Source organism: Streptomyces sp. NPDC001348, from assembly GCF_053597535.1.
Window position 1 is genome coordinate 54,574 of record NZ_JBSFIK010000014.1, and the last position, 14,106, is coordinate 68,679.

Consider the following 14,106-nt stretch of genomic DNA (forward strand, 5'->3'; position numbering starts at 1 on the left):
GTTGAGGTGGTGCAGCGGAATGGTGAAGTCGTAGCGGGGCCAACACTGTCGCGGTGTCCGAGCGACGCCGTCCTGCGGCGGCGACTGGCCCCGGCACCTGGCGATCGACGCCACCGGCAGGTGGCTGTACGTGGCCAACCAGCGGTCGGACGAAATCGTCTGCTTCGCCCTGGACCCCGACACCGGCGTCCCCGGCCGTGAGGCCGGGCGGCTCCCCGTGCCGGGCGTTTCACAGATCCTTCTCGTCTGAGGACGGGAAGCGGGCCCGCAGCAGCACCGGCAGCGGACACGGGCGGCGGAGGCGAGCGCCTCCGCCGCCCGGCACTTGCAACCCCGCGGAGCCCCTGGCAACAGGACACCGAATACGTGACCGCCTCGATGGGCTGTGATGCGACGATGCTTGTCGCCGAAACATTGCTCGGGCCTGTTGCGTCGACTCACAGAGCCTAGGGCTGCTCGCGTACTGGAACGAGAGCATGCTGGCCCGGCTGCGATCGGCGAAGACCCAATGCCTGGAGGTGGCCTGGCCGCAGCCGCCGAGACCGAAATCGAGACTGTCCCGGTTTATGCGCATCGAGATGGGGACGTCGACCGGGAGGGGCTGGCCGCGGTGGGCAGTGAGGTCGCGTCCTTCGGGCTGGCTCGCCCGGGACAAGGGCGACCATGGTCGACCGCTGCTGCGGCGAGCGCCCGGATGATCGGATGGGGCCGGGTCCCGTCTCCCGCAAGCTCCGGCTGGAACAAGGTGGCGAGGAAGAACGGGTGGCCCGGCAGCTCGGCAATACGCACGTCACCCGCCTCGTCAGCGCCGCTGAAGCGCAGTCCATGCGCACGTAGCAGGTCCAGATAGATCGGCCTGACTCCATACGAGCAGTGGTACCGCTCGAGGGTCCTCTCAGCTCCCAGGACGCGCTCCGCCAGCGATCCTGCCTCTACCTTGACCACACCTTCGTGGCCGACCAGGGAACAGGCCAGGGGGACGATCAGCGGATCAGACGGCTCCGACTGGTTCTCCGCGTGGTCAACGCCGGGGAGCCCACATACGTTGCGGGCGAACTCCTGAGCTTGTTCCGCTTTGACGGACACCATCGGTGTAGTGGTCAGGCTGCGAGTGCGGTCTCGTATTCGGCGGGACTGCGGTAGCCGAGGCTGCTATGCAGCCGGTGCAAGTTGTACCAGCCCTCGATGAAGTCGAAGATCGCGGTGCGGGCGACGGCCCGGCTGGGCCAGGTTCTGGTGTCGAGCAACTCCCTTTTGATGGTGGCGAAGAACGACTCGGCGAGCGCGTTGTCCCAGCACTGACCGGTGCGGCCGACGGACAGGCGGACGCCGAACTCCGTTGCCAGAGAGGCGAATTGCTGACTGGTGTACTGACATCCGCGATCCGAGTGAAAGATCACCGGGCGGGCGGGGCGACGTCGACGGCAGGCGGATGTGAGAGCGTCCGCGACCAGTTCGGTCCGCAGGTGGTCGGCGGTGGACCAGCCGACCACGCGGCGGGAGGCGATGTCGATGACGGTGGCCAGATACAACCAGCCCTCCTCGGTCGGGATGTAGGTGATGTCACCGCACCAGCGGGTGTCGAGGGCGTCTTGGGCGGGAGCGAAGTCGCGGACGACGAGGTCGGGCCGGGACGCCGCCCGCGGGTCGGGAATCGTCGTCAGCCGCCGCCGTCTGCGGTGCCGGCCCTGCAGCCCGGCGTCGCGCATCAGTCTGGCGATGCGGCGGCGTCCGCAGTCCTCGCCCTGCCGTTGCAGGACTGCGTGGATGCGCGGGGCTCCGTAGGTCCCAGGGGAGTCGTCATGAACCTCGCTGATCTTCTCGGTCAGCTCGGCATCGCGGACCGCTCGCGGACCCAGCTTGCCGCTGCGGCGGGCGTAGAAGGCGGCTCGGGAGACCTTCAGCAGTTCACACGCGCGCTTGACGTTGTGACCGTCTCGCTTCTCCGCCTCGATGAACGGGTGCACCGTCACCGGGTCTCCTTCGCGAAGAAAGCCGTGGCCCGCTTGAGGATCTCCACGTCCTCGCGCAGGCGGCGGTTCTCCCGCCGCAGCGCGGCCAGCTCCTCGCGTTCGCTGCTGGTCAGGCCGTCGCGCTCGCCCGCGTCGACCTCGGCCTGGCTGACCCACAACCGCACCGCCGTCTCGGTCAGGTCGAAATCTTTGGCGACCTGGCCGACCGAGCGGTCACCGCGCCGGCACAGCTCGACGATCTCGGCCTTGAACTCCGGCGTGAACGAACGACGAGGCCGAGGCTTCTTCTTCCCCATGCTCTCCATGATGGACATCCTTCCGGGGCAGAACCCCTGATCTCGGATGTCCGTCAAAGCGGATCAAGCCCACAAAACGCTTGCCGCCATGCGCCAGACGCAGCCAGGGCAACTCGACTCCCGGGCATGGGCGGAGATCCTGTCTTTTCTGCGTGATTCGGTGCGCGACCTGGAACAGACGATCGTCATGGTCACCCATGACCCGGTGGCTGCTTCCTATACGGACCGTGTGCTCTTCCTGGCCGACGGCCGGATCGTCGACGAACTCACGCAGCCCACTACGGACGTGGTCCTGGACCGTGTGAAGCGCTTCGACGCCTACACTCGCGCCAACTGACTGGCAGCAGGACGAAATAGGACGCATTGCCCGCGTGCCGTACGCAACATCACCACCCGCAGATTCCGGCTGATGATGCCCATGCTCGCCGTGGTCCTCGGACACCGGAGGCATGGGGAAGACATCGCAGTCGACGGCCCGCGATCCTCGTCGCCATCCACCCCCGCCCCGCGGGGTTAACCACCGGCGAGCGCACCATCATCCTCGCCGCCCCCGTCCGCGAACGCCTGACCAGCTATCTCACCCACCGCAACCAACGCTGGCCCGCGAGCACCAACGCCCACCCGTTCATCCACGTGCGATCCGCCAACGGCACCACACGCCTCGGCTCCGCCTGGATCTCCGGCGGCGGCCGTTGCAGGCAGGCCAGGTCGCAAGAGTTCAGCTGTGACGATCTTCCATGCAAGGCTTCGTAGGTCACAACGGTCTGTATGGCCTTGGTGTCGGGGTTCGCCTTCTCGAAGGCTGCGTTCAGCGCGCGGACGCTGTCCGCGTTGTAGCCGGCCTGTTGCATGAATAGTGCGTGCAGGTTCCAGTGCCACTGCCCTTGCGCCGGTGTGGGTGCTTCTGGTGACGCTGCAGCAGGGAAGCGCGACCGCGGCGCCTGAGGCGAGAGTTGTGGCGAGCAGTTCTCGGCGGGACGGTGCGGCGGCTGGGGCGTCTCTCGTGATCGCGTCCGCAAGCTCGGCAACAGCCGACGGTGATCATTCCTGCCGGGATCCGCGTTCACGGGATGAGTGGACGAAACAAACTAAATCGGGCAGTTTTTCGGGGAGAAATTTTTGGCGGGCCGCGTCATCCGAGTCCGTCGCTGATCGGGTTAGCGGCCCGCCTCGAGCGCCACGAGTGACGCCCAGGGAGCACTGGCGGACCACTTCACAAGCCCAGACACCAGCACTTTTTGGAATCTTACGGCCTCACGGTGAAGCGGGTCGTGCGTAGTAACTACTCATCTTGCGATGTATAGCCAGCTTCGGGCGCGAAGCCTTGGGAGCGCAGCCCGCAAGCTTGCACTCGATCATGTCGAGTGCTAATCATTCGTTTAGCACTCGACATGCTTGAGTGCTAAACGGGACCGGTCGGTGAGGTCCAACCTGGCCATTGGCTAGCCAGGTTGCTTGGCCATCCGTCGCGGGCGCAGACGCGGTCCGTACAGGTCTGAGGCCCTGACCAGCGTTCAGGGCCTAATTTGCAGGAAGGACTGCACATGGCCAAGATCATCGCGTTCGACGAGGAGGCGCGGCGCGGCCTCGAGCGCGGCATGAACCAGCTCGCGGACGCCGTGAAGGTGACGCTCGGCCCCAAGGGCCGCAACGTCGTCCTCGAGAAGAAGTGGGGCGCCCCCACGATCACCAACGATGGTGTCTCCATCGCCAAGGAGATCGAGCTCGAGGACCCGTACGAGAAGATCGGCGCCGAGCTGGTCAAGGAAGTCGCCAAGAAGACGGACGACGTCGCCGGTGACGGTACGACCACCGCGACCGTTCTCGCCCAGGCCCTGGTCCGCGAGGGCCTGCGCAACGTGGCCGCCGGCGCCAACCCGATGGCCCTCAAGCGCGGTATCGAGAAGGCCGTCGAGGCCGTCTCCGGTGCCCTGCTGGAGCAGGCGAAGGATGTCGAGACCAAGGAGCAGATCGCCTCCACGGCCTCCATCTCCGCCGCCGACACCCAGATCGGCGAGCTCATCGCCGAGGCCATGGACAAGGTCGGCAAGGAAGGCGTCATCACCGTCGAGGAGTCCCAGACCTTCGGTCTGGAGCTGGAGCTCACCGAGGGTATGCGCTTCGACAAGGGCTACATCTCGGCGCACTTCGCGACTGATCTGGAGCGTATGGAGGCCGTCCTCGACGACCCGTACATCCTGATCGCCAACTCCAAGATCTCCTCGGTCAAGGACCTGCTCCCGCTGCTGGAGAAGGTCATGCAGTCGGGCAAGCCGCTGCTGATCATCGCCGAGGACGTCGAGGGCGAGGCCCTGTCGACCCTGGTCGTCAACAAGATCCGCGGCACCTTCAAGTCCGTCGCCGTCAAGGCCCCGGGCTTCGGCGACCGCCGCAAGGCCATGCTCGTCGACATCGCCATCCTCACGGGCGGCGAGGTCATCTCCGAGGAGGTCGGCCTCAAGCTGGAGAACGCCACCCTCGACCTGCTGGGCAAGGCCCGCAAGGTGGTCATCACCAAGGACGAGACCACCATCGTCGACGGTGCCGGCGCCAGCGACCAGGTCGCGGGCCGCGTGAACCAGATCCGCGCCGAGATCGAGAACAGCGACTCGGACTACGACCGCGAGAAGCTGCAGGAGCGCCTGGCGAAGCTCGCCGGCGGTGTCGCGGTCATCAAGGCCGGTGCCGCCACCGAGGTGGAGCTCAAGGAGCGCAAGCACCGCATCGAGGACGCCGTCCGCAACGCCAAGGCGGCGGTCGAGGAGGGCATCGTCGCCGGTGGTGGCGTGGCCCTGCTGCAGGCCTCCCAGGTCTTCGAGAAGCTGGAGCTCGAGGGTGACGAGGCGACCGGCGCCAACGCCGTGCGCATCGCGCTCGAGGCCCCGCTGAAGCAGATCGCCGTCAACGCCGGCCTCGAGGGCGGCGTCGTGGTGGAGAAGGTCCGCAACCTCACCCCGGGTCACGGCCTGAACGCCGCGACCGGCGAGTACGTCGACCTGGTCAAGGAAGGCATCATCGACCCGGCGAAGGTCACGCGCTCTGCCCTGCAGAACGCCGCCTCCATCGCCGCGCTCTTCCTCACCACCGAGGCCGTCATCGCCGACAAGCCGGAGAAGGCCGCCGCGCCCGCCGGCGGCGGCATGCCGGGCGGTGACATGGACTTCTGAGCTGCGGGTCGATGCCTCACGAAGGGGCTGTGTTCCTGCCTTCCGGCAGGGACACAGCCCTCTGAAGTCGTCGTCGCTCCGTGCCCGTTGACGGACGGCTAGGTAGGCAAGAACGGTCGAGGTCACGCCAGGCAGGACTGACAGCACGAGAGCGGCCAGGACGCACCGGGCTACGACCGGACCAGACAGGCCAGCAGTCATGCCGGTGAAGCTGATACCAGAAACCGCTATATTACGCGATCTTCAAAAGAAAGTTGAGGAAGAACTACAGTAGCCGCGGTCGAGCAGTGCAGAGGCGGGGAAGGGCGACGAAACCTCCCAGCTGCACCGTGGGCGAATCTGGGATGCCCGGCGTGCCCTGGAGCCCATGCCGCCTCACCGGATCCTGCCGCCGGACGCGGACCGCATGTATATGGAGCTGGGCCCGACTGACGCGGACACGCTGGTGGTGTCCTGGCACACGGACGCCCTTGAGGCCCTGGCGGCCTACCCGTACGAAGCCGCGGCCCTGCTGTAGCTGGCCCTGAAGCAGGCGGAGGTGCTCCGGCCCGACGGCCCGAAGATCAGCAACTTCGGGCTGGCGCTGATTCTCGTGCCGCTCGACTTCCTGACCGTCGGCGAGGTCCTTGAGTGCGTCGAGCGGCTCACGGCACGAGGTTTCCTCGAGCGCGCGGGCGAGGACAGCGTCTGGATCGACCCCGTTGCTATTCGCCTGATCGACCGGCGCGACCTGCCAGCCCGGTTCCGCATGGACTGGAACGCGGCGAAGGCCAGCGCACCCGTCCCGGGGCCCCCTGCAAAGCCTGAGCCGGAGGCGTCCTCTCCGTGACCGGGCCGCATGTCACAAGCCGCGGCGGGTACAGCGCCTTCCAGTGCGCCGGGCGGTTCTCAGTCACGGAAGACGGTTTGCCGCCGAAGATCGGCACTCACCGGGCGATGACTGTTCGGGCCGGCGAAAGCGCGGGTACCGTCGCAGCCATGACGACGCATCAGGGGGAGGAAGCGGCCGCCGGCCGGGCCGTCCACGAGGAGGAAGCCGCACGGCGGGCGCTGAAGGCTCAGCTGTCGTGGGACGACCCGGAACAGGAGCCCGGCAAGCCATGTCCGTGCGGGAGTTCGGATGGGCTGCACGGCGAGACATGTGACTGTGAGGACGGCGCGGTCCTGATCCACGCCATGCGCCTGCCGGGCAGCACTGAGGACGTCACTGTGTGGGAGGACACCTTCGCCTGCACCCACGGCTGCAACGAGTACACGGAGACGGTGACGCTGCCCGACGCGCCCTGGGGCGTACGAGAGCAGGCGGTGGACCGGCGCGGCCTGCCCTACGAGCGCATCCGCCTCTTCCCCGGCATCACGCACCCGCAGGAGGACCTGCTGCCCGGCTTCGGCGTCGCGTGACGCGCTGTTGCCCCTGCTGGCCCGCCGGGACGACCACGGGGGAGGTTCCGCCACCGTCGGCTGACAAACCGGCGCGCCGCGGGGCCCGACCGTATGCGCGTCCAGTAGGTGATGGTGCAGACGTGTAGAGGCGGGAGTTCAGGTGCCGAAGAAGAAGTCGAAGAAGCGGTCACGCCGCGCGGGGCGTCAGCCGGTCGCGCAGCGGGAGTTGGTGCCCCAGCCCCGGATGAGTGACCCCGTTGAAGCCGCCAGTCCGGCCGACGACTTGGAATTCTGGGAGCCCGAGCCCGCGCCGGAGTTCTCGCGCGGCGGTGCCGCGGTGGACCTGAAGTTCGCCACCGGAACGATGCCGGCTGTGCGGCTGGGCTTCGGCGAGCTGTTCGCGCAGGAGCGACGGGGTCCCATCCGTGAGGGCTGGGGCTACACCGTGGAGCTGCCGGCCGTACTGGAGCTCCTGGAACGGATCGGCGACGGACGGGTTACCGCGCACGATGCCCGCAGCGTGCTGCTCAAATCAGTCGACCTGCTGTACGACCCGCTCCGGTGCTGGGAGGCCGAAGACCCTGACGATCTCCGCAATGCGTGCCTGGAGGCCGGGGGATGCGTGCTGTGCGAGAAACACCGCTCGTGGTTCGACGGCCTGCTGGCCAAGGCGGACGACCGCTGGCAGCGGCTGCAGCAGCCGGAGAAGTATCCGTTCGCCGCGGGCCGGCAAGGCCTTCACGAGACGTCGTGCTCCGTCGTCAGGCGTGAGATGCCGTCGGACTACGTCCGGCCGACGGGCGAGGACTACGTGGTGGCGTTGAACGCCTTCAGCCATACCGGCGACCCGCACAGCTCCAGCGAGGACTTCGAAGGATCGCGCAACTATCCCCGCTTCGAGGTCATGACCCCGGAGGAAGCCCGGGCCTGGATCGCCGAAAGGACCGGGCCGAAGGGCTGGGCGCGTCATCGCTTGGGCGCTGACGGGCAAGTATCCGCAGATGAACATGCAGCTTCTGCCGGATCCGGGACCATGGAGGAATATCACTCGGGCTGCTACCCAACATGATCCCAAGCAAAGGCCACAGAGCGTTCTGGACCTCCGCGACCTGATCAACCGCGAGCTCACGGAACCTGCGGAACCGCCGACCGAACGAGCGAAGCGGCTGTGGGAGCGGACACGCGCCGGTGATCCGGCAGCCGTCACTTCCCTGCTCGAACTGATCGCGGATCATCCTGAAGACTATGAGCTGTATCTTCACTCGCTGACAGGGCTCTCGGCCGAACAGGCAGGTCCCTGGCTGTCCCGCAACCACCAGGGAAGTGACCGCTTGCTCAAGGCCATGGCTGAACACGCCGATAGCCGAAGTTCACGACGCGTCCAGTTCAGCGAAGCTGCCCGAGCCGTCGTATGGCTTCACTCCGTCGCCAATTTCGCTGCGGCGAAGGATGACTGGAACCTTCTTGACGAGGCATCGCGCACTATGTGCATCTGGGACGCTGCGTGGGATCAGTGGAACGCCCAAGATCGAATTGCGCCCTGGCTACGCTCTTTGTCTGGACAGGCAGCTCAGCTTGTAGCTGCGGTTTTGCGTGATCACCCCCGCTCCGCGCGGCACTTTTCCGGCTTGGCCCAAGACAGGACTGTGGACCTGTTCATCCGCCAGGCGATTCGGGTCGTCGTCGAAGCGCAGCATCCAAGGTGAGTCAGGTACATCTCGTTCCGGTCGGCCGTGGTCCCTTTGAGGAGGCTCTACGCAGCAGGGCTTACCTTTCCACCTGGACCAGTCCGAAGGCTTCACCGCTGGCCCCGACGCTGCGCGCAACTGAGCCACTCTTGGCCAACGGAAAGCCAAGCGCTTAGAAGGCGCCCGTGCGCTTTTGGCGCCCCATTACACTGACCTGCGCACATCCGGGAGCTTCGGAGCTGGCTTCGTCAACTTCGACCGTATTCGACAGGCGTTATGCTTAGTGTCGACTCAGCGAGGGCCCGAACCATCGTTAGTTTGGAAGATCGCGTACTGGACTCAATGCCCCCGCCTACTGAGCAGAAGCGTGCGGACTCATGGAGCGGGAGTTCCATGCATGTCAGTCCGGCTGGTCCGGCAGGAAAAAGTCAGAGGTTGACACTGCGGGGCCGGTAGCCAGCGCTGCCTCGTAGGCCTCATCTAGGATCTGTATAAAAGTGCGGCTCCGGCGCCCATGTCCCATGGCCTCTCGCCAACCGGATCCCCATATAGCCCAGTACTCTCGGCCAATTTCCCCCCGGAAGAGGCGGGTTGCGTTGAACCTGACGACCGCGTCCGCCGCCGCCCCTTTGGTAAGGGTGTACTCCGAGTGCCAGAAGCTGAGGATCATGTTGGTGTAAGTAAACTGTCTCCAACGCGCGGGCGTGAGCCGGTCAGGTGCCGGCCCCCAACACACGCGGAGTTCGGGATCGTTCAAGGCGACCGACAGGAGTTCTCTATGGGTGGTGTTTCTCGTCTCTTCGTGGCTGACCCTAGTTTGTCGGGCCTGGTATATGAGAGACGCGATAGCTCCCAGCAGAGCTAGTGCTGTGACCGCATAGGTTCGCCGGGTCGGTGGTCGTGGCGGTTGGATGTGCGGTGACGTCCGATCCGACCGCTGGAGGTGCAGTGGCCGAGCCTGTCCGTGTGCGCAGACTGACCGACCAGGAAGGGCAGAAGCTGCAGCGGATCGTGCGCCGGGGCAGCACCAGTTCGGTGCGGTACCGGCGGGCGATGATGCTGCTGGCCTCGGCCGGCGGGAATCGTGTGCCGGTGATCGCCCAGCTGGTGCAGGCCGACGAGGACACCGTCCGGGACGTGATCCACCGGTTCAACGACATCGGCCTGGCCTGCCTGGACCCTCGGTGGGCGGGAGGCCGTCCCCGCCAACTCAGCCCTGACGACGAGGACTTCGTCGTCCAGACGGCCACCACTCGCCCCGCCAAACTCGGCCAGCCTTTTACCCGCTGGTCACTGCGCAAACTCGTCGCTTACCTGCGGAAAGTCCACGACCGTGTGATCCGGATTGGCCGCGAGGCGTTACGCGGCCTGCTCACCCGCCGCGGCGTCACCTTCCAGCGCACCAAGACCTGGAAGGAATCCCCCGACCCGGAACGGGAGGCGAAGCTGGACCGGATCGAGGAGGTCCTTGACCGCTTTGCCGACCGGGTGTTCGCCTTCGACGAGTTCGGACCGCTCGGCATCCGACCCACCGCGGGCTCGGGCTGGGCCGCGCGGAAACATCCCGACCGGGTGCCGGCCACCTACCACCGCACGCACGGGGTGCGCTACTTCCACGGCTGCTATTCGGTGGGCGACGATCGCCTGTGGGGTGTCAACCACCGCCGAAAGGGAGCCGTGAACACGCTGGCCGCGCTGAGATCGATCCGCGCCGCCCGGCCCGACGGCGCCCCGATCTACGTGATCCTGGACAACCTGTCCGCCCACAAGGGCGCCGACATCCGCCGCTGGGCGAAGAAGCACAAGGTCGAGTTGTGCTTCACACCGACCTACGCATCGTGGGCGAACCCGATCGAGGCGCACTTCGGTCCGCTGAGGCAGTTCACCATCGCCAACTCGAACCATCCCAACCACACCGTGCAGACCCGGGCCTTGCACGCCTACCTGCGCTGGCGCAACGCCAACTCACGCCACCGCGACGTCCTGGCCGCCGAACGCAAGGAACGCGCCCGCATCCGCAGCGAGAAGGGCATCCGCTGGGGAGGACGGCCCACAGCTACGGCCGCGTGAGGATCTGATCGCCGCGGCTCACCCCTGGCGACAGCGGGCAATGAGCTGTGCACCCTCTGCGGTGAGCAACTGAGGCATGAGTCGACGCAGCGCAGCGGCATGCTGATGGACTCGCTTTAGCGTGGCTCGCCGGGTCGGGGCCGAGCCGGGGACGTCTTGAGTGGGACCGCATCCGCTCACGACATACAACTCGTCCAGCCATACTCCCCTGGCCCTCACGCCGTCCGATGCGACCGGGGCGACCAGCGTTGCCACCTCGGGCTCGTGACCGTCCAGAAACCAGACCTCCACGTCCAGGCCGACTCGGTGGAAGAGAAGCCCATTGTCAGTCTGCTCCGGGCCCGAGAAGCCGGCGTCCTCGACCAGGAACGCGAACTCAACGCCCACCTCCGCCCGGAATGCCTCAGCCAGATCCCCCCGATTCCCCATTCTTCGATACTCCGAGATCGTCAGCGCCGACGGAAGACCCACACCCGGTGAACCTTCGCGGTCAGAGCACTAGCGTGGGACACACAGTGACCGAGGAAGCCCTGTGCGTGAGGACTCCGGTGGTGGGACCAGAAGGATCTGAGGCCAAGAGCAAGCAGGCGCGCTCCGTCGCGGACTTGCTGAGTGAACTGCGCAAGACAGCAGGCTCACCGTCTCTCCGTCAAATTGAGGCTCGCACAGGAAAGTTGATGGAAGCCCACCGGCAGGCACGCACGCCGCGGCCGGCTGCTCCACATGAACGGCCCGCAAAAGTGCCTGTGACCACCCTTAGCCGACTCTTCAGAGGCGAGCCGATCACGCAATGGGCCCAGGTCTACACGACGTTGTGGGCCTTGTGCGATCTGCAGCAGCGCCCGCCACAGGAACTCGTGGACACCTTACTGAGCTTGTGGAATGCACGATATGACGCCCAGTCTGGGGGCCGGGTTCTCGACGACGACCGCGAGTCGGCCGACTACCGGCAAGAAGTCCGCGACATCTGCAACCGTGCTCTGCGGGAACCTTCGTTGCCGCTCCGGATCTGGCGGCCTTCGCACGGCACGGCCGATGCCCGGGAGGCCCTACAGACGTGGCTGGCCTCGAAGCAGCGGCTGGGCACGATCGTGGGCGGAGTCGGATATGGCAAGTCGATGCTTGCCGTGTGGCTGGCGCGTGAAGTGGCCCAGGAGCCGGACGGGCCCGTACCTGTGCACGTGTCGGCGCGCCGGGTACTGGACGGTGCGGGCCAGGACAGCGGCGCGGAAAGCCAGGCAGACGTGTCACTGCTGCGCTTTGCCCATCCGCCGCTTCCTCAACGGCTCAGGGAAGGCATTGACAGTGGGGCCATCGACGCGGTGGTCTTTCTCGATGACTTGGATGAAGTCGGTGCCCTGACAACTATGGGCTTTGACTCGCCACGCCGCGTGCTCCGCCAGGCATTCGCCTCCCCCAAGTCGAACGTTCGCATCGTCGTCTGCTGCCGCGCAGTTGCGCTCAGCTATCCGGATTCCAACCATGCAGCCGAACGGCGCGTCCTCTTTGAGGAAACAGAATGCGCAGTGCGGCAGGTGATCGGTCCTGATGTCACGGCGTCCACTCTGCTAGGACTCGACGCCGTGGAGCAGGACGAAGCCGCGATGTTCCTACGTCGGCAGGGCGTTTCGGAAGAGTGGTTCGCCAGTGTCGGCTGGCCGCTGCCCATAGAACTCACTCCCCAGTTGGTCCAGCTACTCGTCACCCTGGGCCGGAACCCCCGAGAGAAGGCGCACGAGCTCTCGCTGGATCAGATCTATGAGCAGGTGGCGTCCGCTTGGAAGCGGAGTGTGCCGCTCCTGGAGCGCATGGCACGTCGGGACTGGGCGGCACTCATGACATATTTGGAGCAGCGCTCAGCATTCTTCGCACGTCCCATGCAGACGTCTCCGGAACTGGACAGGCTCGCCGAATTGGCGGGATTCCTCAGCTCCGATCAGCTGGGCCGATTGAGGTTCAGCCACTTCTCGTGGCAGGAGTTCTTCCTGGCTAGGCATTTAGCCTCCGAAATCTTGTCCAATAGGGCCGCTCTGTTGTCACGACTCAACCTTCTTTTCGACTCAAACATTAATCGCTTCCTCGTGCCGCAGCTCATCCACGGTCGACGCTATAGAGGCAGGGTCATTAGCCAGCAACTGAGGGTCGTAACGGTCGGCGAGTTTCGGGAATTTCTGGCGGACACGCGTTGGCGAAGCGGGATCGGTTGGGGCATCCACCCCGTGGAAGAGCGCATCCGTGATCGATGGCGGCAGCTTGGAGACACAACGGGGCCTCTGAGCAGGGACGGCGGTCCGCTACCCGAGGCGAGCGACGACGATCCGGTGGCCAATGTCTCCTGGTACGACGCCGAGCGGTTTGCGGCCTGGGTAGGTGGCCGACTACCGCTAGGTGACGGACTCGTCGTCCACGCTCGTGAGCGGGCCGTCCCCCCTTACGCATGGACCGAGGCATGGGCCGATGAATCCCTGGCCGAGATGGAACTTCAGCCTCTATACCAGGGCCTGCCAGCCCAAAAGGTTTCGCGGAATCCCGACTTCAGGAGCCACCAGATCGGCATCGCAGTGATGACTATGATGCCGTCCTGGCCAGGATTCAACCACGGCTCGACTTCCCACCTGGAAGGTGGTTGAAATCAACGTGGGGAAGCAGAGGACGATAATGAGGGCACTCAGCAGCCTCCAAATTTTTTATCGATCTCGCGCCACCGGGCCCACAGCCGCGACCGTTCGTCACCCAATGCGGCCTGACCGTGACCCGGACGTGCCCGTCGACCAGGTCGACGGGCACGTCCGGGTGTGTCTGCAAGTTGAGCCACCAGGCGGGCGGGCCCTCACCCCACCCGTTTATCGCGAGCGATACCAGGGTCGGACCGTCTTCGAAGTACCTGATGATGATGCTGCGATGGCGGCCTGTGCGGCGGCCGGTGGTGGTCAGCCGCAGGGCGCCACAGCCGTTGGCATGTGGCCGCCACAGGCCGAGGCGGCCTCCGAAGACCCGGTACAGGACCACGGTGCGCGTAGGGGGCCAGACGGATGAACCAGCGCGGCGGCAGCCACGGTGTCTTAGCTCGTTGCTCGACCGACATGGCGAACTCCCGCATGCCCGATTGCCTCCGGTCAAGCGCACGACGCTAACCGCGGTCGTCAACGGCCGGCAGAGCCAAACGGCCCGTCGGCACAGCCGGATGACACCTCCAGCCACGCCAGGGAAGGCGCACGCTTTCCAACTGTGGTGGTGGGGCGATGGGGTGCGTGCAGAGGCGTTCACCTGCGTTCATGGGCGACTTTCCCACGGGTGGGGCCCTGGGGCTGACCTGGCCTGAACGGCCGTGAACGGGGCTGAATGAGACGAAAACTGAGACGGACCGCCCTGCCAGATCACTCGGCGTGGAGCCCTATAGGGAGCAAACGGGCTGTCTCGCCGCGACGCAGACACTGGCTGCGCTCTCTTGCGGGTGGACAAGTCCGTCATGAGTACTGATTTTGTTGGTTCGTGATGACGACTCCCTCCATGGGATGGTGCATGCTCC

At 65.9% G+C, this 14,106-nt stretch carries 13 protein-coding genes and 3 pseudogenes; 10 read left to right on the top strand and 6 right to left on the bottom strand.

Annotated features, from left to right (window positions below; all coding sequences use genetic code 11):
• Nucleotides 1-79: 79 nt before the first annotated feature.
• A pseudogene (locus ACWC21_RS16945) lies at nt 80-250 on the top strand (beta-propeller fold lactonase family protein); the annotation flags it as partial.
• A 413-nt stretch (nt 251-663) separates the two neighbouring features.
• Here the strand turns inward: ACWC21_RS16945 and ACWC21_RS16950 are convergent.
• The 3 genes and pseudogenes from ACWC21_RS16950 to ACWC21_RS16960 all read right to left on the bottom strand — a co-directional run.
• Nucleotides 664-1,059, bottom strand: a pseudogene (locus ACWC21_RS16950) (hypothetical protein); the annotation flags it as partial.
• A 41-nt stretch (nt 1,060-1,100) separates the two neighbouring features.
• A complete protein-coding gene (locus ACWC21_RS16955; RefSeq protein ID WP_450882462.1) occupies nt 1,101-1,973 on the bottom strand; it encodes an IS3 family transposase in 873 nt (290 codons plus the stop codon).
• Nucleotides 1,970-2,278 (bottom strand): transposase, encoded by a 309-nt coding sequence (locus ACWC21_RS16960; RefSeq protein WP_185093433.1) that lies wholly within the window; start codon nt 2,276-2,278, stop codon nt 1,970-1,972. Before ACWC21_RS16960 ends, ACWC21_RS16955 begins: the two co-directional genes overlap by 4 nt.
• A 97-nt stretch (nt 2,279-2,375) precedes the next feature.
• Between ACWC21_RS16960 and ACWC21_RS16965 the strand changes: the two are divergent.
• A pseudogene (locus ACWC21_RS16965) lies at nt 2,376-2,606 on the top strand (ABC transporter ATP-binding protein); the annotation flags it as partial.
• Between the two features lie 235 nt (nt 2,607-2,841).
• Here the strand turns inward: ACWC21_RS16965 and ACWC21_RS16970 are convergent.
• Nucleotides 2,842-3,120: a hypothetical protein gene (locus ACWC21_RS16970; protein ID WP_450882464.1), complete on the bottom strand. Its 279-nt coding sequence runs from the start codon at nt 3,118-3,120 to the stop codon at nt 2,842-2,844.
• A 693-nt stretch (nt 3,121-3,813) separates the two neighbouring features.
• On the opposite strand from ACWC21_RS16970, the gene groL reads away from it, so the two are divergent.
• The 6 genes from groL to ACWC21_RS17000 all read left to right on the top strand — a co-directional run bounded on the left by groL (nt 3,814) and on the right by ACWC21_RS17000 (nt 8,525).
• Complete coding sequence (gene groL, locus ACWC21_RS16975; protein WP_450882468.1) at nt 3,814-5,436, top strand: chaperonin GroEL; 1,623 nt, start codon at nt 3,814-3,816, stop codon at nt 5,434-5,436.
• Nucleotides 5,437-5,803: 367 nt separating this feature from the next.
• Nucleotides 5,804-5,953: a hypothetical protein gene (locus ACWC21_RS16980; protein ID WP_450882470.1), complete on the top strand. Its 150-nt coding sequence runs from the start codon at nt 5,804-5,806 to the stop codon at nt 5,951-5,953.
• Between the two features lie 21 nt (nt 5,954-5,974).
• The gene (locus ACWC21_RS16985; RefSeq protein ID WP_450882472.1) at nt 5,975-6,265 is read left to right on the top strand and encodes a hypothetical protein; all 291 of its coding nucleotides are present in this window, start codon (nt 5,975-5,977) and stop codon (nt 6,263-6,265) included.
• A gap of 149 nt (nt 6,266-6,414) precedes the next feature.
• Nucleotides 6,415-6,837, top strand: a complete 423-nt coding sequence (locus ACWC21_RS16990; protein ID WP_450882474.1) for a hypothetical protein — start codon at nt 6,415-6,417, stop codon at nt 6,835-6,837.
• 142 nt (nt 6,838-6,979) lie between these two features.
• Nucleotides 6,980-7,888 carry a hypothetical protein gene (locus ACWC21_RS16995; RefSeq protein WP_450882476.1) on the top strand — a complete coding sequence of 303 codons (909 nt, stop codon included), beginning with the start codon at nt 6,980-6,982 and terminating at the stop codon, nt 7,886-7,888.
• Nucleotides 7,821-8,525 carry a hypothetical protein gene (locus ACWC21_RS17000; protein WP_450882478.1) on the top strand — a complete coding sequence of 235 codons (705 nt, stop codon included), beginning with the start codon at nt 7,821-7,823 and terminating at the stop codon, nt 8,523-8,525. The genes ACWC21_RS16995 and ACWC21_RS17000 overlap by 68 nt, the downstream gene beginning before the upstream one ends.
• 382 nt (nt 8,526-8,907) lie before the next feature.
• Here the strand turns inward: ACWC21_RS17000 and ACWC21_RS17005 are convergent, their stop codons facing one another.
• Entirely contained in the window at nt 8,908-9,456 is a 549-nt protein-coding gene (locus ACWC21_RS17005) for a DUF6082 family protein (RefSeq protein WP_450882683.1), read from the bottom strand.
• On the opposite strand from ACWC21_RS17005, the gene ACWC21_RS17010 reads away from it, so the two are divergent.
• Both ACWC21_RS17010 and ACWC21_RS17015 read left to right on the top strand, forming a co-directional pair.
• Nucleotides 9,456-10,577, top strand: a complete 1,122-nt coding sequence (locus tag ACWC21_RS17010) for an IS630 family transposase (RefSeq protein WP_450882480.1) — start codon at nt 9,456-9,458, stop codon at nt 10,575-10,577. The two genes, ACWC21_RS17005 and ACWC21_RS17010, sit on opposite strands and share 1 nt — an antisense overlap.
• A 677-nt stretch (nt 10,578-11,254) precedes the next feature.
• Nucleotides 11,255-13,207 (top strand): SUMF1/EgtB/PvdO family nonheme iron enzyme, encoded by a 1,953-nt coding sequence (locus ACWC21_RS17015; protein ID WP_450882482.1) that lies wholly within the window; start codon nt 11,255-11,257, stop codon nt 13,205-13,207.
• Here the strand turns inward: ACWC21_RS17015 and ACWC21_RS17020 are convergent.
• Nucleotides 13,170-13,844, bottom strand: coding sequence for a nitroreductase/quinone reductase family protein (locus tag ACWC21_RS17020; RefSeq protein WP_450882484.1), 675 nt, complete (start codon nt 13,842-13,844; stop codon nt 13,170-13,172). The genes ACWC21_RS17015 and ACWC21_RS17020 overlap by 38 nt on opposite strands.
• Nucleotides 13,845-14,106: the final 262 nt, after the last annotated feature.

Coding starts and splice junctions, on each gene's coding strand:
- ACWC21_RS16960 (WP_185093433.1), bottom strand. CDS start 2,278: ATGGAGAGCATGGGGAAGAAGAAGCCTCGGCCTCGTCGTTCGTTCACG.
- ACWC21_RS16970 (WP_450882464.1), bottom strand. CDS start 3,120: ATGCAACAGGCCGGCTACAACGCGGACAGCGTCCGCGCGCTGAACGCA.
- groL (WP_450882468.1), top strand. CDS start 3,814: ATGGCCAAGATCATCGCGTTCGACGAGGAGGCGCGGCGCGGCCTCGAG.
- ACWC21_RS16980 (WP_450882470.1), top strand. CDS start 5,804: ATGCCGCCTCACCGGATCCTGCCGCCGGACGCGGACCGCATGTATATG.
- ACWC21_RS16990 (WP_450882474.1), top strand. CDS start 6,415: ATGACGACGCATCAGGGGGAGGAAGCGGCCGCCGGCCGGGCCGTCCAC.
- ACWC21_RS17000 (WP_450882478.1), top strand. CDS start 7,821: ATGAACATGCAGCTTCTGCCGGATCCGGGACCATGGAGGAATATCACT.
- ACWC21_RS17015 (WP_450882482.1), top strand. CDS start 11,255: ATGGAAGCCCACCGGCAGGCACGCACGCCGCGGCCGGCTGCTCCACAT.